The following is an 18,033-nucleotide window of genomic DNA, read 5'->3' as shown; positions in this document are numbered from 1 at the left end:
TCCTGCCCTTCCGCCTATCCCTCGGCCATGCGCGGTTGGTCGCGCATTTTCATTCCACGCACCACAAGATCGTTGCGGTGGATCATCGCGGCACGCGCATCATAGCCGAGGATGGCCGTAATCTCATTGCTCTTGTGTCCCGCAATCCTTACGGCATCAGCCGCGTCATAGGCAACAAGGCCGCGCGCGACCTCCTGCCCGTCGAGGCTTAAGACCGCGACGGTATCGCCGCGCTGGAAGTTTCCCTCCACTGCGCGGACACCCGCCGGCAAAAGCGACTTGCCTGATCTGAGCGCCGCCAGTGCCCCCTCATCCACCACGAGACGGCCCGCCGGTTCCAGATTACCCGAGATCCACGTCTTCCATGCGCTGACCGGCGCCGTGCTTGGCTTGAACAGCGTCGAGCGTTCGCCGCCGTCGATGGCGGCAAGCGGATTGAGCCGCGTTCCAGAGGCGATGATCATCGCCGTTCCCGCCGCATTGGCGATCTTGCCCGCATCGAGCTTGGTCTTCATGCCGCCGCGCGAAAACTCGGAAGCCGCGGCGCCCGCCATCGCTTCGATCTCCGGCGTGATCGCCTCCACCACGGACAGAAACCGCGCATTCGAATCCATATGCGGCGGAGCGCTATAGAGCCCGTCGATGTCAGAGAGCAGGATCAGGAGATCGGCGCCCATCATCGTCGCCACCCGCGCCGCCAAGCGGTCATTGTCGCCATAGCGGATTTCGGTCGTCGCCACCGTATCGTTTTCATTGATGATCGGAACAGCCCCGAACTTTATCAGCGTCTCGATCGTGGCGCGTGCATTGAGATAGCGCCGGCGCTCTTCCGTGTCGGAAAGCGTCAGCAATATCTGCCCTGCGCGGATATTGCTGCGCTCCAGTACGTCGGCATAGGCCCTGGCGAGCGCGATCTGGCCAGCGGCCGCCGCCGCCTGGCTTTCCTCGAGCTTCAACGCGCCTTTCGGCATGGCAAGGACGGTGCGGCCAAGCGCAATGGCGCCCGAGGAAACCACGAGAACCTCGACGCCGGCAGCAGCAAACGCCGCTATATCCTGTCCAAGGCTTTCCAGCCATTGGCGTTTGAGCCCGCTTACGCGGTCGACCAGCAGCGCCGAGCCGATCTTCACCACAATCCGGCGATAGTGCTTCAGCGCCTTCAGTGTCATGATCGCCGTCTCACTCACCAGCTGCGGCGGCGGTGTCGCCTGCCTCAAGGGCCCTTGCCGCTTCGATGATCGCGGCAAGCTCCCGTAGCGCCTGCTCCAGCCCCTCGCGGCTGACGGCGGAGAGCAGAAGCGGCGTCCGACCGCAGGCCTTCTTCAGCGCCGCCAGCTTCTCCTTGCGTGCATCCTTGTCGAGCGTATCGATCTGCGACAAGGCGACGATCTCGGTCTTGGTCGTAAGCCCATGGCCATAGGCCTCCAATTCGCCGCGCACCGTTCGGTATGCCTTGGCGACATCCTCCTCCTGCGCCGAGACCAGATGCAGCAGGACCCGCGTCCGCTCGACATGGCCGAGGAAGCGGTCGCCGATGCCCACGCCCTCATGCGCGCCCTCGATGAGGCCCGGAATATCGGCGATGACGAATTCGCGCCCATCGATCCGCGCCACACCGAGATTGGGATGGAGCGTGGTGAAAGGATAGCCCGCGATCTTCGGCTTGGCCGCCGTCACACTCGCCAGGAATGTCGATTTGCCGGCATTGGGCAGGCCGACCAGCCCTGCATCGGCGATCAGCTTCAGCCGCAGCCAGATGGTCCGCTCCTCGCCCTCAAGCCCGGGATTGGCCCGGCGCGGCGCCCGGTTGGTCGAGGTGGTGAAATGCAGATTGCCGAACCCGCCATTGCCGCCCTTGGCGATGCGGTAACGCTGGCCGACCTCGGTCAGGTCGCAAATCAGCGTCTCATTGTCTTCCTCGAAGATCTGCGTGCCGACCGGCACCTTCAGCACCACATCGGCACCCTTGGCGCCGGTCATGTTGCGGCCCATGCCGTGTATTCCGGTCTTGGCCTTGAAATGCTGCTGATAGCGATAGTCGATCAGCGTGTTCAGCCCGTCGACCACTTCGGCCCAGACATCGCCGCCACGACCGCCATCGCCGCCATCCGGACCGCCGAATTCGAGAAACTTCTCGCGGCGGAAAGACACCGCCCCCGCCCCGCCATCGCCGGAGCGGATATAAATCTTTGTCTGATCGAGAAATTTCATGGTGTTGCAACCTTTTTGTTCGCCGACGCCTTACAGGAAAGAGGGGAGTAAGGGAATAAGTGAGTAGGGGAGTATGTTTTATTGTCACCTACCGCCCTATTCCCCTACTCCCTTACTTGTGCCAGCTGCGAAGGCCGATCCAGGTGCGCCGGTCGAGCGTGTAACGCTCTGTGGGCACATTTCCGGCGGCAAGCGAATCCATCATGCCCGTTCCGGCATACTGAAACCCGCTCTTGTGGATCACCCGGCGCGAGGCGGCATTGGTCACCCGGCAGGAGACATGCAGCCTTTCGATATCCGTGGCCCGAAATGCCAGATCGATCAGCGCATGCGCCGCTTCCGTGGCATAGCCCCGCCCCCAGAAGGGCTCGCCCAGCCAATAGCCGATCTCCAGCCCCTCGCCGTGCTTGTGGGAATGGATGCCGCAGCAGCCCATGAACACCCCGTTCTCCGCCATGGTGATGGCATAGACGCATTTGCCGATTTCGCCCGTTTTGGCACGGTTGACGAAATCGACCGCATGAGCGCGCGTATAGGGATGCGGCATACGTGAAAGCATCTCCGCCACGCGGATATTGTCGGCGAGATCGGCAATTGCATCCACGTCCTCATCGTGCGGCGGGCGCAGGACGAGCCTCTCGGTGACAAGAACGGGACAGTCGATCCGCCTTGAACTCTCTTCGTCTTCGTCCATTATTTCGGCAACCATTTTCAGTCCTCCAGATGCGAAAAGGGGAGATGGTGGCGTCCCATCTCCCCTTCGATCTTTTGGCTTGGATGCCAGACACCGGGTCCGATGGGACGCCGGTGCTTGGATGGAGCGCTACCGGCTTACTCCGCTGCCTCCGCCATCGGGTTTACCGATACGAAGGTACGTCCGTTGGTTTTCGTGCGGAAGGAAACCGAACCGTTCGACAGCGCGAACAGCGTATGGTCCTTGCCAACGCCGACATTGTCGCCGGCGTGCCACTTGGTACCGCGTTGACGCACGAGGATGTTGCCGGCGATAACCTTCTCGCCGCCGAACTTCTTCACGCCAAGGCGCTTGGATTCTGAATCGCGGCCGTTGCGCGACGAACCGCCAGCTTTCTTATGTGCCATCGGTGTTCTCCTTTAAACTCTTGGTTCACTCGGCCGACTTGGCCTTGGCTGCGGCCTTCTTCGGCGCTGCCTTGGCTTTCGGTGCGGCTTCGGTTGCCTCGGCGGCTTTCGCCGTCACGGCCTCTTCCTTCTCGGCTGCGGGCTTAGCAGCCTTGGCGGCAGGCTTCGCGGCGGCCTTCTTCGACGGCTTGGCACCGCCGGTGAGGATCTCCGAGATGCGGACCGTCGTCAGTTCCTGGCGATGGCCGCGGGTGCGCTTCGAATTCTGCCGGCGGCGCTTCTTGAAGGCGATGACCTTGCGGGCACGGCCCTGCTCGACGACCTCAGCCGTCACCAGGGCGCCTTCGACGACAGGCACTCCGACCGTGGCGGAAGCACCTTCGCCGACCATCAGCACTTCGCCGAACTCGACGATATCACCGGCAACGCCTGTAACTTTTTCGACCTTCAGGAGGTCGTTGGCGGCAACGCGATACTGCTTGCCACCCGTCTTGATGACTGCGAACATTTTTTATCCTTTCGGGTCGTTCGGTCCAGCTCTCATGCGCAAAACGCACGGGCTGTCTTTTTGTCAGTCGTGACAGTTTATTCGGAAAGGCCATCGGATTTCCGATATGGAAACCCTGAAACCCGCTAAAAAACGATCGGCGCGGAATCTCCCACGCCTAAAGTCGCGCGCTTATAAAAAGGAAACGGGCGGAGAGTCAAGAAATTTCCCTGCGGCCAGCGCACAATAGCACTTGTATATCGCGCCCATGCCCGCTATCTAGCCCACCGCACATTCAGCAGTCGCGTGAAACTGCCTGAGCGGACATTAGGAAGCAAATTGTTTCGTGATGCCCGCCGCACCGCGGAGAGGTGGCTGAGTGGTTGAAAGCACCGCACTCGAAATGCGGCATAGGGGCAACTCTATCGGGGGTTCAAATCCCTCCCTCTCCGCCATTAAATCCCGTAATATCAATATATTACATAGAATCCCCCTATATGAATCCGACTGGTGGCACGGTCCAGCGATCACATTTGATCACAGGGCCACGAAAGAGGCGCGCGCTATCGCAATCGCACGAAATGATTCCTCACGCTATACGCATTATATCCCTTTGATCGGCTGATCTAAGCATCATACCTCAACGCCTTGCGCACCTCATCATGGCATTCCAGCAAGATAGCTGGACAACATTTCTCAGATTACTGCCAATCATCTCGCACGACCAGATGCTGCAATGCAGCACCGGCCCTCTATTACATTGCCTCCTCACAATAAACGGCTAGGTTGTATGTGTAATTGACCAAATCAATTACAGCGCGTACTTCCATTGCACGTTTTCAACCGGGACGGCGCAATGCGAGATTTCGCGATTTCAGGAATACTTGCCGGAAGTCTGATGCTGCTGCCGAGTGCTCATGCGCAGGAGGTCGCCTCGGCGGCGGTCGCGCCGCCGCTGGATGTCAATGGGAGAATCACCCGCGCATTCGAAGCCGTGCCGGCCACTTTGCCACGACCCGCAATAGACGCGACCGTCGCCGCATTGAGGCCCGACGCCGGATGTCCGCCGGCCGACGGCGAAAGCGTCAAAAAGGCGGTGCGCGCCATCGCGCGGGAGGAAGGTGTCGACCCTGACATGGCCGACGCTGTCGCATGGGTTGAAAGCCACTACGGCACTATCCGCCAGCCATCGCCGGCGGGCGCGGTCGGCATCATGCAGCTCATGCCGCAGACGGCGAAGGAATTCGGCGTCACTGACCGCTGCGATATCGAAGCCAATATCCGCGGCGGCATCAGATATCTCAAGCAGCTCGGCGCTGAGTTCCGCGATCCCCTGCTTGTGCTGGCCGCCTATAATGCCGGTCCTGCCAATATCTACAAGAAGCGCGGAATTCCCGAGTTCAGCGAGACCGAGAACTACATCGTCAAAGTTCTCAACCGCTGGAAGTTTTCGACAAAGCCCGCTGCGGCAAATCCGACAATTCCCGAACCGATCAATTCCCAGAACGGAGAAGCGACAACAGATGCCTGGAAAGACGGTCATGTTATCGAAGTGGAGTAAATTCGTGCTCAAGCTCGCCGCCGCTTCGGCCATTGGCCTGTTGCTGCAATCAGCCAATTCCTTCGCCCAGAGCACCGGTTCGACGCCGATCGATAGCGTACTGACATGGATCATCGGCACCCTTGAAGGGGGTATCGCCAAATCCTTCGCCATCATCGCGGTAAGCTTCCTCGGCTTCATGGCCATGACGGGACGCCTTTCATGGCAGCTTGCCGGCTCCATCATCATCGGCATCGCGCTGGTCTTCGGCGCCGAGAAGCTGGTGATCGCCGTCAGAGATACGGTATCCTAAATGGAAGACGACCTCCCCATCCTGGAGCCGGTCAGCCTGGCGCTCACCCGTCCCCCGGTGAAATGGGGAGTGCGCTATGAAGTTTTTGCCCTGAACGGCATGGTCAACGTCATCGTCTTCATCGCCTCCGGCAGTTTTCTGCTGCCCATTGCTACGGCACTTCTGGTGCATGGGGTCGCTGCCTATCTGTGCCAGCGCGATCCCTACATGTTCCACATTCTGGAACGCTTTCTCATGTCGAAGCGCGCCATCAGAAATCTCCGATTCTGGGGCGCCAGGAGCTATTCGCCATGAGCATCGATGCCGACCTGAAATTCGGCAGGCAGCGCGCCCGGGAAATGGGCGTCAAGGAGCATGTCCCCTATCTGCGCCACGTCGACGATCACGTGCTGGTGACCAAATCCGGCTTCCTCGCCTGCGTCGTCCAGATGGGCGGCTTGCCCTTCCAGACCATGGACCAGGCCGAGATCAATGCCCGCGCCTTCAACAGGAACACCACCTTTCGCAATCTGTCGACATCGCGCTTCGCGCTCTATGCGACGGTGATCCGCCGCCATGTCGAGCCGAAGCTGGACGGCGATTTCGACAATGTTTTCGTGGCCGATCTCAACCGCCGCTATATGGACGAACTCGCCCGCAAGAACCTCTTCGTCAACGAGGTCTATCTGACGGTCGTCCGCCGCACCATGATCGGCAAGATCGGCTGGGTCGACAAGGCCTTCGACGCGTTCAGGCTTTCTTCCGCCGGCGAGGAGACGCGTGAGGAAGCGCTGAAGGAACTGCATGACATGGCGGATGGCATGGTGCAGGATTTCCGTGCCTATGGCGCGCGCAAGCTCGGCCTGATCGAGCGGCGCGGCTCCATCTTTTCCGAGCCGGCGGAATTCATCGCCAAGATTCTCGCCGGTGGTGCGGAAGTCGAGATGCCGCTGCCGCGTATGAGCCTCGCCGAAGCGGCGCCGACGCGGCAGCTCTTTTTCGGCCGCAACGCCATCGAGATCAAGAATGCCGGCCAGACCGCCTCCAAGGTCGCCGCCATGATCTCGGTGAAGGAATACCCCCCCTTTACGGCGCCGGGCGGGCTCGACGGCCTCTTGCGCCTGCCGCACGAATTCATCCTGACGCAGTCCTTCGCCATCGAGGACCGTGTGACGGCGATGAAGACGATCCGCAAGATCGGCAATCAGGTCATGGGATCGGACGAGGGCGGCACCTCGGTGGAGGATTCCGTCCATGACGGCCTCGACAAGCTCGCACAAGGCGAGGTCGTCTTCGGCTATCATCATCTGTCGGTCTGCGTGCTGGCGCCGACGATGCAGGGCCTCAACCGCGCGATCTCCGACGTGCAGTCGGAATTGTCGCGGCTGTCGATCGTGCCCGTTCGCGAGGCGCTCAATTCCGAAACTGCGTTCTGGGCGCAGCTACCAGCCAATTTCAGCTATATCGCACGCCGGGCGCTGATCTCTTCGATGAACTTCGCCGGCCTTTTCTCCGGCCATAATTATCCCTCCGGCCAGAAGGACGGCCTTCACTGGAAGCGCCCGATCGCGCTTCTTGAGACGACCAGCCAGACAGCCTATCACTTCAATTTCCATGTCGATGATGTCGGCAATTTCACCGTCATAGGGCCGACCGGCTCCGGCAAGACAGTGGCCCTGTCCTTCCTGCTGGCGCAGGGCATGCGCATAGAGCCCAGGCCCAGATGCGTCTTTTTCGACAAGGACCGCGGCGGGGAAATCTTCGTGCGCGCGCTCGGCGGACGCTATGAGATCCTGCGGCCCGGCGACCCCACCGGCTTTGCGCCCTTGCAGCTGGACGATACGCCTGGTAACCGCACCTTTGTCAACGAGTTGCTGCAATATCTCCTGAAACCCGATCACGGCTCGCTCGATGCCGCCGAGATCCGGGTGATCTCCAACGCCGTCGACCAGATTTTCAAGATCGAGAAAACCGAACGCGTCCTTTCCATGCTGCCCGAGGTCCTGCGCGGCCGCCTCAAACCGGGGATGAACGATCTGTCGCAACGCCTGGAGCCATGGATCGATCCGAAATCCAAGGGCTGGCTGTTCAACAATACGCGCGATGCGCTCGATTTTTCCTCGCCGGTCATCGGTTTCGACATGACCGATATCCTCAACGACCCGAAGACCCGCACGGCGGCGCTGCTCTATATGTTCCATCGCATCCAGGACGTGCTGACCGGCGACCCCGCGATGATCTTCCTCGATGAAGGCTGGAAGCTGCTCGACGATGACGTCTTCGTACAGTTCATCAAGAACATGTTGAAGACCATCCGCAAGCTCAACGGCATCATCGGTTTCGGCACGCAATCGGCCGCAGACGTGGTCGATTCGGCCATCGCCAACACGCTGATCGAGCAGACGACGACGAATATCTTCTTTCCCAACGCCAAGGCCGATACGCGGTCCTACCGCGACTATTTCAAGCTGACGGCCAAGGAATACGGCTTCGTCAAGAACACCGCCAAGGAGAGCCGCTCGTTTCTCGTCAAGCACGCCAGCGATTCCATCGTCGCCAAGCTCGACCTGTCGGCAATGCCGGAACTGATCAAGGTCCTGTCCGGCCGGGCCGAAACCGTGCGCGAATGCGAGCGGCTGCGCAGCGAATATGGAGACGACCCTGCAGCATGGCTGCCCCATTTCTGCGGATGGTCGGCGGAAGAAAGCGACTGATACGGACAATATAGTTTTCACTATTTCATAGGAGTAACGACATTGATGAACAAGATATTTTGCTCAGTATTATTTTCCTTCCTCGTAAGCGGAAGTGCAAATGCACAGGTTGCCGTTTTTGACGGTCCAGCGGAAGCATCTCTTGGGTTAATTAACGGAGATACAAAACAAATAAAAACAGACACGACATCAATTATGAGCAATACGGACGACATCAAGAAAACCAACAAAAATATACTTAAAGGAATCACAAAAGGTAGAGATACGAAGATGAAATCCAGCGGTAAATCGACGGGAAAGACACCCTCGGCCAAAGCAGCTACGCAGGGCTCCGCGAGATGGACCAAGCAGCAGATCAACGCTGCGAAAGGCATCATGTACGGCCTCAGAGCCGGGGACCAGATCATCGATCTGACGGTGCCGGAGGGTTCAGCCCTTGCCAAGGCGAACAAGGTCTACACCGGTTCCGTAGACCTTCTCGAAACGCTCATATTGATCGCCGAGGTAGTATCCAATGACATTGCTTTCCGTGAGCAGGAGATGCAGCAAGCATCCCAGCAGGTCGGCAAATCGGACGACATCAAAGGCTCCATGGACCAAAACACGTTTATGCTGGTTGAAACCAACAGGACGCTCAACCAGTTGGCCAGCCTGCAAAACTATTCGCTTTCTTCGGCAAATGCGCAGATGCGCAATGATCTTATCAGACGGCAAGACACCACGAAGATGCTTACCTACAAAGCTGTAAACCCATTTTACTAGAAGTATTCTCCGGAGAAACCTCCACCCCCCCCCCCCATGGATTCTGCCATATTTTAAGCAATTTGAATCGGAAAGGCGTACATGAAACATCTTTTTGTTCGTCGGCGAAAAGAGTTACCACTTCGCATTTTCATTCTCTTGATATTGGCTGCAGCCGCGAGCTCATGCGCCGGAAGAGAGCTGAAGGCGCCGTGCGGCCCGTTGACGAGCTATGCCGAGGCCGGGTGCGGGCCGGCCAAGCCGGTCAACGCGATCTTCAGTCTCGCGGATGCAGATCATGCCTGATACCGGCCCCACGATCATCGCTTCTTTCCTTTCCGCGGTCGATCGCGCCGACAGATCTTTTGTCGAAAAGCTCTATTCCGGCATCGCCACCGAGTTGACCGGATTTTTCACCGCCCTGCTCACGATCTATGTCATCTGGTGGGGCTATTCGATCATATCCGGCACCGCGACGGCCTCGCCGCTGGAAGCGGCAGAGCGCCTTGCCAAGGCCGCCTTCATCTATTGGATCGCGCTCAATTGGGCGCCGTTCTCCGACACGCTTTACACACTTACGCAGAGTATACCTGAAATATTGTCTAGATACGTCGTGAAGATAATCTCATTAACGGTAGACACAGAGGTAAACAATACTGATATACACGAAATGCTTAGCTGGATCTACACGACGACGCTCCAGCTTCCGAACAGTCTTTACATTGGGACGGCGCAAGATACGTTTGCCGGCCTTTTATCTCTCGCTGTCATCGTGCTGACCCTGCTGTTCCTCGGCGCAGCGCTTGCGGGGATCATCATCGCCAAGGTCATGCTCAATATCGTGCTGGCGCTCGGCCCCGTCTGGATCATCCTGGCGCTCTATAATTATTCCTCGCGGTTTACTGCCGGCTTCCTTGCGATCATCGCCAATCTGATGATCCAGCAGATCCTGATCTACGGGTTTCTCGGATTTTACCATCCCCTCGTCATCAAATCGCTGGAGGCGACGAAAATGGCCGTAAGCGGCGAATCCGCGTTCGCTTACGTAATGCCGCTGATGCTGGTCATGATGGTCGGTTTCTACGTCCTCATCCGGCTCCCGGCACTCGCTTCGGTCATCGCCGACAGGGCGCAGCATGCCGGTTCGCTCATGACCGCCGCCATCGCGCGTTCCAGCACCGGCTGGTGGCACCGCGCGTCGGATGCGGATGCCGTCAGGCCTATATTCGTTTCCGCCGCCGACCGTGAAGCGGCCCGCACCAGCATCCAGCGCGAAGCAGCACGCAATTCAGCCGCAGCACTTTGATCTCAGGACATATTTTTCGAAACCACCAAATCGATTTTCAGAAGAATAATGGGGAGCCCCCAACGTGCAAAATCCGGACGTGCCGAATGAAAATACGACGTCTTCCGTCGACCCGCGATATTACAGCGCCGGTGCAGCCTGGGAGGATGAAACCCACCGCAATCTGCGGCGCTCGCGCACATTTGCCTGGCTGCTGACCACCGCATCCTTTCTCATTGGCATCGCGTCGCTCTCCGCGCTCGTCATGCTTCTGCCGCTTAAGCAGTTCGAGCCCTATGTGGTCGAGGTCGACAAGACGACGGGCTATCTGGAAATCGCGCGTGCGCTCAAACCCGGCGATCTCTCGCAAAACGAAGCCGTCACGGCGGCAAATATCGTGCGCTATATCAGAGCGCGCGAGACATATGATCCAGGGCAGCTCAAATATAATTTCGATCTGGGGCAGCTTTTATCCACCAATATCGCCGCCGCCGATTTGTATAACGAGTTCTCGCCCGGCAATCCCTCCTCGAAGGACAAGGTCTATGGAACCGAGACGCAAGTCGCGGTTTCCGTGAAGTCGCTGTCTTTCCTCAACAAGAACACCGCGACAGTCCGCTTCTTCACCGATGAAAAGCGTGACAACAGCACCCGTCGGCAGCATTGGGTGGCTGTGGTGAAGTTTCGCTACACCAGCGTACCGCTCAAGAACGAATACCGTTTCGACAATCCGCTCGGCTTTCAGGTCGTGGAATATCGTCGCGATCAGGAATCCCTTCCCGCCGAGCATCCAGCCGGAGGGACCGGACGATGAGGCGTATGCTCATGAGACACGCGGTTGTCAAAACGGTGCTTGCGGCAGCCATCGGTCTGGCGCTTCCCGCAGTTGCATCGGCGCGCGACCAGCGCATCCGCTATGTCACCTTCAGCAACGACAATGTCGTCGGCATCGATGCCGGGCTCGGCGTGTCGACCATGATCCAGTTGAGCCCGAACGAACATATCGAAACGGTCTCTGCCGGCGATACCGTCGGATGGTCGATCGTGCCCAAGAAGGGTTCGGCAATTCTCTTCGTCAAGCCGCTGGTCGAGAGGGCCGAGACCAATGTCAACATCGTCACCGACAAGCGGCTCTATTCGCTGCTCCTCAGGAGTTCGCAAAGCGCCTCGGTCCGGACGGCCTTCCAGGTCCGGTTCAGATATCCCGATGAGGATGTCAACGCCCGCCTTCTGGCGCTCGCCCAGGAAAGCGCCCGCAATCCGTCGCTGAAGAACATCAATCGGGCCGATCTCAATTACGACTATTCCTACAAGGGCGATGACACGCTGAAACCGCGTGTCGCCTTCGATGACGGCAAAAAGCTGTTCCTGCAGTTTTCAGGCGATGTGCCGGCGATTTTCGTGGTGGAGTCCAAGCGCCGCGAATCCCTCGTCAACCTGCGCACCGAAGGCGAATACACCATCGTCGACAAGGTGGCGCCGCAATTCACCCTGCGCGCCGGCGACAAGACGCTCTGCCTCTATAATCGCCAGTCGCGGCCGCTGAATGCCGATCCGATCGAGCAAATCTACGGCCCGACCAGGATCGGCAAACCGGGCAGCGGACCATTGTTCGGAAGGAGGGATCGCTGATGCCGGATATCAATCACAATGATCTTGACGGCGGCAGCGTCGTCTCCCGCCGCAATGCCGGCTTTGCCGGAAGGATCGGCGTCGTCGTCATCGGCATCCTGCTCGCCGCCGGCCTTGCCTATATCAACTGGCCGGATTTCTTCGGTCACGATACCCTCAACGGCGATGATGAATTCGGCACGGGCCAGTCCTCCGTCAGCGATCTGCGCCCGTCATTCGAACAAAGCGAGGCGCCCGCCACGCTCGCATCTCCTTCCGCCAATGTGGACCAAACGGTCGAGGCCGGCAGGGATCTCGATGCCGAGCGCCGGCTGCTCGAGCAGAAAATGCGCGAAGCGGAGGAGGCGCGGCTGCGTGAAGAGGCGCGGCAAAAAGCGGAAGCCGAGCGGCTGCGGCGTGAAAAAGAGCAACAGGCGCTATGGGAGCGCCTGCGCTCCAGCCAGATCATCACCGACGCAACGGAAGCGGCCCGACCTGATAACGCCATGTCGCTCCTGCCGGACGGGCAGCTTGTCCCGGTGCCGGGCGCCGACACCGATGCGAACAAGGCCTTCCTGGCGCAGGCCGAAGCGCACAGCAACGCCATGGCCAAGGCCACGCGCAATCAGCGCACCGATGCGCTCATCGCCGAGGGCACCGTCATTCGCGGCTTCCTCGAAACCGCCATCAATACCGATCTGCCCGGTCTGGTGCGGGCTGTCGTGCGCGAGAATGTCCGCTCGCTCGACGGCAGGCGCATCCTCATCCCCAAGGGCGCCCGGCTGGTCGGCGAATATAAATCGGGTCTGGAACAAGGGCAGACCCGCGTCTTCATCGTATGGAACCGCATCATCCGCACCGACGGCGTCTCGGTCGATATCGGCTCGCCGGGCGCCGATAATCTCGGCCGCGCCGGCATGCCCGGCCGGGTCGACAAGCATTGGCTGCAGCGCTTCGGCTCGGCCATCATGCTTTCGGTCATCGACAGTGGGATCGGCTATGTCTCGTCGCTCGGCAACAAGAACAACAGCGGCACGCAAATCACCGTCAATACCGGCCCGCAAGCGGCCGGATCAGCGACATCGAGCCTCGGCAAGATCGCTGAACAGGATTTCAAGCGAGCCTCGAAGATCCCGCCGACGATCCACGTCGACCAGGGCTCGCCCGTCGTCATCCTCGTCCACCGCGATCTCGATTTTTCGGAACTCTATGCCGATCCGGTGCAGCAAGAACTGGCCCGGCTCAGGCGAGGCGGCAGGCCGCGCCGGGCCATCGACCCGGTTCCCCTCTATATGACGCCGAAAGACAATTGGTTTCCACCGATACCCGAGAACTGAGGCTGACGCGATGAACATGCTCGCCGGCGCACGGCACGAGATCGACATATGGGCGCGCTTCCCCATCCTGCGCATGGAACTGGAACCGCTGCAGCGTTTCCTGCAGGAGGAAAACGTCTCGGAACTGTCGATCAACCGGCCCGGCGAGATATTCATCGAACGTCTCGGCGCAAACGAGATGGAGCGGATCGGCGACAGGAGCCTCTCGGCGAAATGGATCGCCAATCTCGCAACACTCGTCGCCGGTTCGACCGACCAGATCGTCAACGAGGAAAGGCCGGTTCTGTCGGCGGCGTTGCCGAGCGGCGAGCGCATCCAGTGCATCCTGCCGCCGGCTGCGCCCGATGGCGGCGCCATATCGATCCGCAAGCAGGTCATCAAGGATATGACGCTCAACGATTATGCCGCGGCCGGCGCATTCGACGATACCCGCATGGGCGGCCATCTCGGCCTTTCCGCCGAGGAGCATGAATTGATCGGTATGCTTTCGGGCGACCCGATGTCGTTCATCGCGCAGGCCATCCGCAACCGCATTTCCATCGTCGTGTCGGGTGGAACCTCCACCGGCAAGACCACTTTCCTCAATGCGCTTTTAAAGCTGATCCCGCCGGGCGAGCGGATCATCACCATCGAGGATACCCGCGAACTGAAACCGGTGACCGCGAATTCGCTGACGCTTTTGGCATCGAAAGGCGACCAGGGGCTCGCCAGGGTCGATGCCCAGAGCCTGCTCGAAGCAGCCCTTCGCATGCGGCCGGACAGGCTACTGCTCGGCGAATTGCGCGGCGCCGAGGCCTTCGCCTTCCTGCAGGCGATCAACACCGGCCACCCCGGATCGCTCACGACGGTGCACGCCAACTCGGCCCGTTCGGCCTATGAGCGCCTGGCACTGATGGTCATGCAGGGCGGGGTAAAGCTCTCGCGCGAGGAGATCATGGATTACCTCAAGGAGGTGATCCCGATTGTCATCCAGCTTTCCCGCCGGGAAGCCGGACGGCGCGTCATCAGCGAGATCAAGTTCACCAAGGCCGAAACATTCGGAGCCCACCAGGAATGACGATACGCTTCATCTGGCTCCTGTCGCTGCCGATCCACATCATCCCGTTTCCGCTCCAGGCAGCGCCTGGCGAGGCCGGCAATCCGATGTGGCCGTCCGGCTATGTCTGGGACTGCACGGCGGTGTCGAAAACCGTCTGCGAACGCGACAATAAATGCCATGCCGCCAAACCGGATCAGAAAGGAATCTTGCTTGATTACAATCGCAGTCAGATAAGCTTCGGCCCGGATGCCGTGAAGATCAGACGCCACTACGCCCAGACGGTCACCGGCAGTCCCCTTCAGGCGGAAGTCAAGGTCGAACTTGCAGACAACCGCGTGCTCTGGCTGACCCCCGTCGACGCCAGCCGGGTATTCTCGACTATCTGGGCCGGAGCGCTGATCGAGCCAAAAGGCGGGGTCGTTCTTTCCATCACCTCCAGCATCTTGTGCAGCCCGATGAAAGACTAAGGGGGAGATATTTCCACCACCAAAACATATTTCATAATTATAATGAGTAATATTGATGAAAGATCGAAGAAAATTACTTCCAACGGAAGTTTACTATGATTCCATCTCCAAACAATATGATAGTATATTCACTGATCCCATCAGTCGATCGGAAGATGCTGTCGTAAAGGCTATCCTCGACAGAACCATAATGCCTGATGCAAGCGTGCTCGACTGCGGCTGCGGCACCGGCCTTGGAAGAGCCATGACCGCTGATATCACAGATGATTATCTCGGGATCGACATCTCGGAGGCGATGTTGATGCAGGCCCGCCGAAATCATCGCCTCAATGATCGGCGCGAACGCATGTTCTTGAATGCCGACATGGCCAAGCTGGATTTTCTTGACGACGACAGCTTTGATTGCGTCATATCGCTCAACGGTGCTTTCTCTCACGTGACGGACGCACAAGCGGCGGCTGCCGAAATGATGCGGGTGCTCAAACCAGGCGGCACGCTTCTGGTGATGGTCTATTCGCGTTATGCGCTGTCACGCCTGAGAAAATTCTGGCGCAACGGGCTATGTGGCGCAGAAGGCCCATACGCCATCAGGAATGCCGATAGGGACTGCACCTCCTGGGCCCGGTTTTATACGCCGAAAGAACTGAAACGCTGTTTTGGCGCGCTGGTGGAGGTGAGGACCATTCCGCTCAATATCATCCCCGACAATTTCTGCCGCCGCCGCCATATGCGCAAGCTCATTGCGCTGATGACGTTCGAAGCCAGGCTTCCCGGCTTTCTGCACGGCCTCGGCCATGCCCTGATATTGACGGGTGTGAAACGGTAGGGCCAATCAGGCCATCTGATCCAAAGCCTCGCGCTGTTTGTGCATGGCGAGGAAAATGCGGTAGTCGCGATCCAGCGCTTCACGCGCCTCTGGCGATGGGTTGCGCTCCAGTCCGCCTTTCTGCATTCCGGCGCAGGCGGCGGCCAGATCGGGATAGAGCCCGGCGGCGGTTGCCGCAACCATGGCGGTGCCGAGCAGCATGGCATCTTCGGCCTGCGGCTCGATCACCGTACAGCCCGTCGCATCGGCATAAAGCTCCATCAGGAGCGGGTTTTTGATATGGCCTCCGGTCACATGCAACGTGTCGATCGTATAGCCCTTGGCATTCAGCGCTTCGAGAATATGGCGGACACCCAGTGCGATCGCGACGGCGGTCCGCCAATAAAGCCGGCAGAGACTGTCGAAGGAGGCGTCGAGCGTCAGGCCGCTGATCACGCCGACCGCATGCGGGTCGGCAAGCGGTGAACGGTTACCGTGGAAATCCGGCAGCACATGCAGCCGCCCTGCAAAGCCGGTGCCTTCCTCGGTGCGCAATTGCTGAACCCGCTCGGTGATGCGCTGATGCATGGCGGCATCAGGCTCGCCGCCCGCCCCATGCCAGCGGATGATATGATCGAGAAGCGCACCTGTGGCCGATTGGCCGCCTTCGTTCATCCAGCAATCGGGAAGCACGACACCGGAATAGGGCCCCCATACGCCCGGCGTCGGACGCGGCGCCTGCGAGAGCGCCATGACGCAGCTCGACGTTCCGGCGATCAGCGCCAGATGCCGGTCGATCTCGGCGATATTGCCGGCAAAGCCGCCGAGCACGCCCAGCGCACCGGCATGCGCATCGATGAGACCTGCACCAACGCGGGCTGTACGGCTCAAGCCCAATTCCCTGGCCGCCTCCTCGGTGAGCGATCCTAAATCCTTACCGATGGGGCTTGCCTTTTGCGGCAGGCTGCCCTTCTCCCGCATGTCGGCGATGCCGACCTTATCGAAGAAATCTTGGCTCCAGCCCGGCTCCTCATGGGCGAGAAAGGCCCATTTGCAGGTCAGCGTACATTGCGAGCGCTCAAGCGAACCGGAAGCCTTCCAGCTCAGATAATCGGCAAGATCGAGGAAATATCCGGCCTCCTCCCAGGTTTTCGGCAGATTGCGCTTCAGCCACATCAGCTTCGGCGTCTCCATCTCGGGCGACATGACGCCGCCGATATAGTCGAGGACGCGATGCCCCGTCGCCGTGCATTCGTCAGCCTCGGCCAGCGCCCGATGATCGAGCCAGACGATGGTATCCCAGCGGTTCTCGCCGCTGGGCGAAACGGTCAGTGGATCGCCCTCTCGGTCGCGCACCACCAGCGAGCAGGTGGCATCGAAACTGATGCCGGCCACATCCTCCGCCGCGATCCCCGCCTTGGCGACGGCGGCGCGCACGGCCTGGCAGACTGCCTGCCAGATATCCTGCGAATCGTGCTCGGCGAAATCCGGCTTCGGCCGATTCATCAGGATCGGGTGTTCGGCGCGGCCGAGAAGGTCGCCGCTGCGCGAGAAAACGCCCGCCCGCGCACTTCCGGTCCCGACATCGACCGCCACGAGTCTATCGCCCATCATCAGACCTCCTCAAATGATTCAAAGGAACATAACGCATGCATGTGAAAGGTGGGAACTGTTTGCGCCGCGGCCGGGGAATAAACCCGATATACCGCGCTATGCCCTGAGGGAAGAATGCAGCATGTCAGGCAGGCGCGCCATCTCGTCGAACATGCAATCAGGTGCCAGCAGTCGCAGCGTGTCGCGATGGCTCTTTCCGCCCGCATGTCCGCCGCCGACGAAGGCGAAGACATCCATCCCCGCAGCCTTTGCCGCCTGCACCCCCGCCGGGCTGTCCTCGATGACGAGACAATCCTGCGGCGGCACATTCATCATACCGGCCGCATGAAGAAACAGATCCGGCGCGGGCTTGCCCTTTTCGACCATGGTGGCGCTGAAAATATTCGGCTCGAAACGATCGAGCAGGCCCGTCACCGACAGGGAAAGACGGATACGCTCCGGCTGGCTGGAGGACGCCACGCAGAACGGCACATCCAGCCGGTCGAGCGTATCGGCGATCCCCGCAACAGGCTTCAATTCGGCGTGGAACACCTCGTAGAGCCTCGCCCGGCCATTCTCCAGCGCCGCATGGGTGAGATCGACCTGGAACTCCTCGCTCAATATCGCAGTGATGGTGCCAAGGCTCCTGCCGAGGAAGCGTTCATAGGCCTCTTCGGCATCCATCGTTAGGCCGGCATCGGCGAGCGTTTCGATCAACACCCGTATCGCCAGCGGCTCGCTGTCGACCAGCACGCCGTCGCAATCGAAAATGACAAGACCAGGATCGATCGCCTTCACATCCCTCATATG

At 59.7% G+C, this 18,033-nt stretch carries 19 protein-coding genes and 1 tRNA gene; 13 read left to right on the top strand and 7 right to left on the bottom strand.

The window, feature by feature from the left end; translation table 11 throughout:
- Window positions 1-14: 14 nt before the first annotated feature.
- The 5 genes from proB to rplU all read right to left on the bottom strand — a co-directional run bounded on the left by proB (window position 15) and on the right by rplU (window position 3,820).
- Window positions 15-1,169, bottom strand: a complete 1,155-nt coding sequence (gene proB, locus C5748_RS08085) for a glutamate 5-kinase (RefSeq protein ID WP_105741677.1) — start codon at window positions 1,167-1,169, stop codon at window positions 15-17.
- Between the two features lie 10 nt (window positions 1,170-1,179).
- Window positions 1,180-2,211 carry a GTPase ObgE gene (gene obgE, locus C5748_RS08080; protein WP_105741441.1) on the bottom strand — a complete coding sequence of 344 codons (1,032 nt, stop codon included), beginning with the start codon at window positions 2,209-2,211 and terminating at the stop codon, window positions 1,180-1,182.
- Between the two features lie 112 nt (window positions 2,212-2,323).
- Complete coding sequence (locus C5748_RS08075; protein ID WP_105741440.1) at window positions 2,324-2,920, bottom strand: GNAT family N-acetyltransferase; 597 nt, start codon at window positions 2,918-2,920, stop codon at window positions 2,324-2,326.
- A gap of 122 nt (window positions 2,921-3,042) precedes the next feature.
- The gene (gene rpmA, locus C5748_RS08070) at window positions 3,043-3,312 is read right to left on the bottom strand and encodes a 50S ribosomal protein L27 (protein ID WP_105741439.1); all 270 of its coding nucleotides are present in this window, start codon (window positions 3,310-3,312) and stop codon (window positions 3,043-3,045) included.
- A 25-nt stretch (window positions 3,313-3,337) separates the two neighbouring features.
- Window positions 3,338-3,820, bottom strand: a complete 483-nt coding sequence (gene rplU, locus C5748_RS08065; protein WP_105741438.1) for a 50S ribosomal protein L21 — start codon at window positions 3,818-3,820, stop codon at window positions 3,338-3,340.
- Window positions 3,821-4,164: 344 nt separating this feature from the next.
- Here rplU and C5748_RS08060 point away from each other — a divergent pair.
- The 13 genes from C5748_RS08060 (at window position 4,165) to C5748_RS08000 (ending at window position 15,651) form a co-directional block, all read left to right on the top strand.
- Window positions 4,165-4,254 (top strand) — tRNA-Ser (locus C5748_RS08060).
- A 401-nt stretch (window positions 4,255-4,655) separates the two neighbouring features.
- Window positions 4,656-5,360: a lytic transglycosylase domain-containing protein gene (locus C5748_RS08055; protein ID WP_105741437.1), complete on the top strand. Its 705-nt coding sequence runs from the start codon at window positions 4,656-4,658 to the stop codon at window positions 5,358-5,360.
- Window positions 5,341-5,652: a TrbC/VirB2 family type IV secretion system protein gene (locus tag C5748_RS28160; protein WP_158259826.1), complete on the top strand. Its 312-nt coding sequence runs from the start codon at window positions 5,341-5,343 to the stop codon at window positions 5,650-5,652. Before C5748_RS08055 ends, C5748_RS28160 begins: the two co-directional genes overlap by 20 nt.
- A complete protein-coding gene (locus tag C5748_RS08045) occupies window positions 5,653-5,946 on the top strand; it encodes a VirB3 family type IV secretion system protein (RefSeq protein ID WP_105741435.1) in 294 nt (97 codons plus the stop codon).
- Complete coding sequence (locus C5748_RS08040) at window positions 5,943-8,345, top strand: VirB4 family type IV secretion/conjugal transfer ATPase (protein ID WP_105741434.1); 2,403 nt, start codon at window positions 5,943-5,945, stop codon at window positions 8,343-8,345. Before C5748_RS08045 ends, C5748_RS08040 begins: the two co-directional genes overlap by 4 nt.
- A gap of 45 nt (window positions 8,346-8,390) precedes the next feature.
- Window positions 8,391-9,107 (top strand): hypothetical protein, encoded by a 717-nt coding sequence (locus C5748_RS08035; protein WP_146119492.1) that lies wholly within the window; start codon window positions 8,391-8,393, stop codon window positions 9,105-9,107.
- A gap of 277 nt (window positions 9,108-9,384) precedes the next feature.
- Window positions 9,385-10,392 (top strand): TrbL/VirB6 family protein, encoded by a 1,008-nt coding sequence (locus tag C5748_RS08030; protein WP_158259825.1) that lies wholly within the window; start codon window positions 9,385-9,387, stop codon window positions 10,390-10,392.
- A gap of 64 nt (window positions 10,393-10,456) precedes the next feature.
- Window positions 10,457-11,185: a VirB8 family type IV secretion system protein gene (locus tag C5748_RS08025; RefSeq protein WP_245428891.1), complete on the top strand. Its 729-nt coding sequence runs from the start codon at window positions 10,457-10,459 to the stop codon at window positions 11,183-11,185.
- Between the two features lie 11 nt (window positions 11,186-11,196).
- Window positions 11,197-12,003 carry a TrbG/VirB9 family P-type conjugative transfer protein gene (locus C5748_RS08020; protein ID WP_158259824.1) on the top strand — a complete coding sequence of 269 codons (807 nt, stop codon included), beginning with the start codon at window positions 11,197-11,199 and terminating at the stop codon, window positions 12,001-12,003.
- The gene (virB10, locus tag C5748_RS08015) at window positions 12,003-13,319 is read left to right on the top strand and encodes a type IV secretion system protein VirB10 (protein WP_105741430.1); all 1,317 of its coding nucleotides are present in this window, start codon (window positions 12,003-12,005) and stop codon (window positions 13,317-13,319) included. Before C5748_RS08020 ends, virB10 begins: the two co-directional genes overlap by 1 nt.
- Window positions 13,320-13,329: 10 nt before the next feature.
- Window positions 13,330-14,376: a P-type DNA transfer ATPase VirB11 gene (gene virB11 / locus C5748_RS08010; RefSeq protein WP_245428889.1), complete on the top strand. Its 1,047-nt coding sequence runs from the start codon at window positions 13,330-13,332 to the stop codon at window positions 14,374-14,376.
- Entirely contained in the window at window positions 14,373-14,825 is a 453-nt protein-coding gene (locus tag C5748_RS08005; protein ID WP_105741429.1) for a hypothetical protein, read from the top strand. Before virB11 ends, C5748_RS08005 begins: the two co-directional genes overlap by 4 nt.
- Before the next feature lie 55 nt (window positions 14,826-14,880).
- Window positions 14,881-15,651 (top strand): class I SAM-dependent methyltransferase, encoded by a 771-nt coding sequence (locus C5748_RS08000; protein WP_105741428.1) that lies wholly within the window; start codon window positions 14,881-14,883, stop codon window positions 15,649-15,651.
- 6 nt (window positions 15,652-15,657) lie between these two features.
- On the opposite strand, the gene C5748_RS07995 is transcribed toward C5748_RS08000, so the two are convergent.
- Both C5748_RS07995 and C5748_RS07990 read right to left on the bottom strand, forming a co-directional pair.
- Complete coding sequence (locus C5748_RS07995; RefSeq protein WP_105741674.1) at window positions 15,658-17,241, bottom strand: FGGY-family carbohydrate kinase; 1,584 nt, start codon at window positions 17,239-17,241, stop codon at window positions 15,658-15,660.
- 99 nt (window positions 17,242-17,340) lie between these two features.
- Window positions 17,341-18,030: an HAD family hydrolase gene (locus C5748_RS07990; RefSeq protein WP_105741427.1), complete on the bottom strand. Its 690-nt coding sequence runs from the start codon at window positions 18,028-18,030 to the stop codon at window positions 17,341-17,343.
- Between the last annotated feature and the right edge of the window lie 3 nt (window positions 18,031-18,033).

Origin of the sequence: Phyllobacterium phragmitis (genome assembly GCF_002980495.1) — a bacterium.
GTDB classification, from domain to species: domain Bacteria; phylum Pseudomonadota; class Alphaproteobacteria; order Rhizobiales; family Rhizobiaceae; genus Paramesorhizobium; species Paramesorhizobium phragmitis.
The sequence above is the reverse complement of the archived record's forward strand: the minus strand, read 5'-3'. Positions and strand labels throughout refer to the sequence as shown.

Bases quoted from the DNA above. Each gene is read 5' to 3' on its own strand.
- proB (WP_105741677.1), bottom strand. From the start codon at position 1,169: ATGACACTGAAGGCGCTGAAGCACTATCGCCGGATTGTGGTGAAGATC.
- obgE (WP_105741441.1), bottom strand. From the start codon at position 2,211: ATGAAATTTCTCGATCAGACAAAGATTTATATCCGCTCCGGCGATGGC.
- C5748_RS08075 (WP_105741440.1), bottom strand. From the start codon at position 2,920: ATGGTTGCCGAAATAATGGACGAAGACGAAGAGAGTTCAAGGCGGATC.
- rpmA (WP_105741439.1), bottom strand. From the start codon at position 3,312: ATGGCACATAAGAAAGCTGGCGGTTCGTCGCGCAACGGCCGCGATTCA.
- rplU (WP_105741438.1), bottom strand. From the start codon at position 3,820: ATGTTCGCAGTCATCAAGACGGGTGGCAAGCAGTATCGCGTTGCCGCC.
- C5748_RS08055 (WP_105741437.1), top strand. From the start codon at position 4,656: ATGCGAGATTTCGCGATTTCAGGAATACTTGCCGGAAGTCTGATGCTG.
- C5748_RS28160 (WP_158259826.1), top strand. From the start codon at position 5,341: ATGTTATCGAAGTGGAGTAAATTCGTGCTCAAGCTCGCCGCCGCTTCG.
- C5748_RS08045 (WP_105741435.1), top strand. From the start codon at position 5,653: ATGGAAGACGACCTCCCCATCCTGGAGCCGGTCAGCCTGGCGCTCACC.
- C5748_RS08040 (WP_105741434.1), top strand. From the start codon at position 5,943: ATGAGCATCGATGCCGACCTGAAATTCGGCAGGCAGCGCGCCCGGGAA.
- C5748_RS08035 (WP_146119492.1), top strand. From the start codon at position 8,391: ATGAACAAGATATTTTGCTCAGTATTATTTTCCTTCCTCGTAAGCGGA.
- C5748_RS08030 (WP_158259825.1), top strand. From the start codon at position 9,385: ATGCCTGATACCGGCCCCACGATCATCGCTTCTTTCCTTTCCGCGGTC.
- C5748_RS08020 (WP_158259824.1), top strand. From the start codon at position 11,197: ATGAGACACGCGGTTGTCAAAACGGTGCTTGCGGCAGCCATCGGTCTG.
- virB10 (WP_105741430.1), top strand. From the start codon at position 12,003: ATGCCGGATATCAATCACAATGATCTTGACGGCGGCAGCGTCGTCTCC.
- virB11 (WP_245428889.1), top strand. From the start codon at position 13,330: ATGAACATGCTCGCCGGCGCACGGCACGAGATCGACATATGGGCGCGC.
- C5748_RS08005 (WP_105741429.1), top strand. From the start codon at position 14,373: ATGACGATACGCTTCATCTGGCTCCTGTCGCTGCCGATCCACATCATC.
- C5748_RS08000 (WP_105741428.1), top strand. From the start codon at position 14,881: ATGAAAGATCGAAGAAAATTACTTCCAACGGAAGTTTACTATGATTCC.
- C5748_RS07995 (WP_105741674.1), bottom strand. From the start codon at position 17,241: ATGGGCGATAGACTCGTGGCGGTCGATGTCGGGACCGGAAGTGCGCGG.
- C5748_RS07990 (WP_105741427.1), bottom strand. From the start codon at position 18,030: ATGAGGGATGTGAAGGCGATCGATCCTGGTCTTGTCATTTTCGATTGC.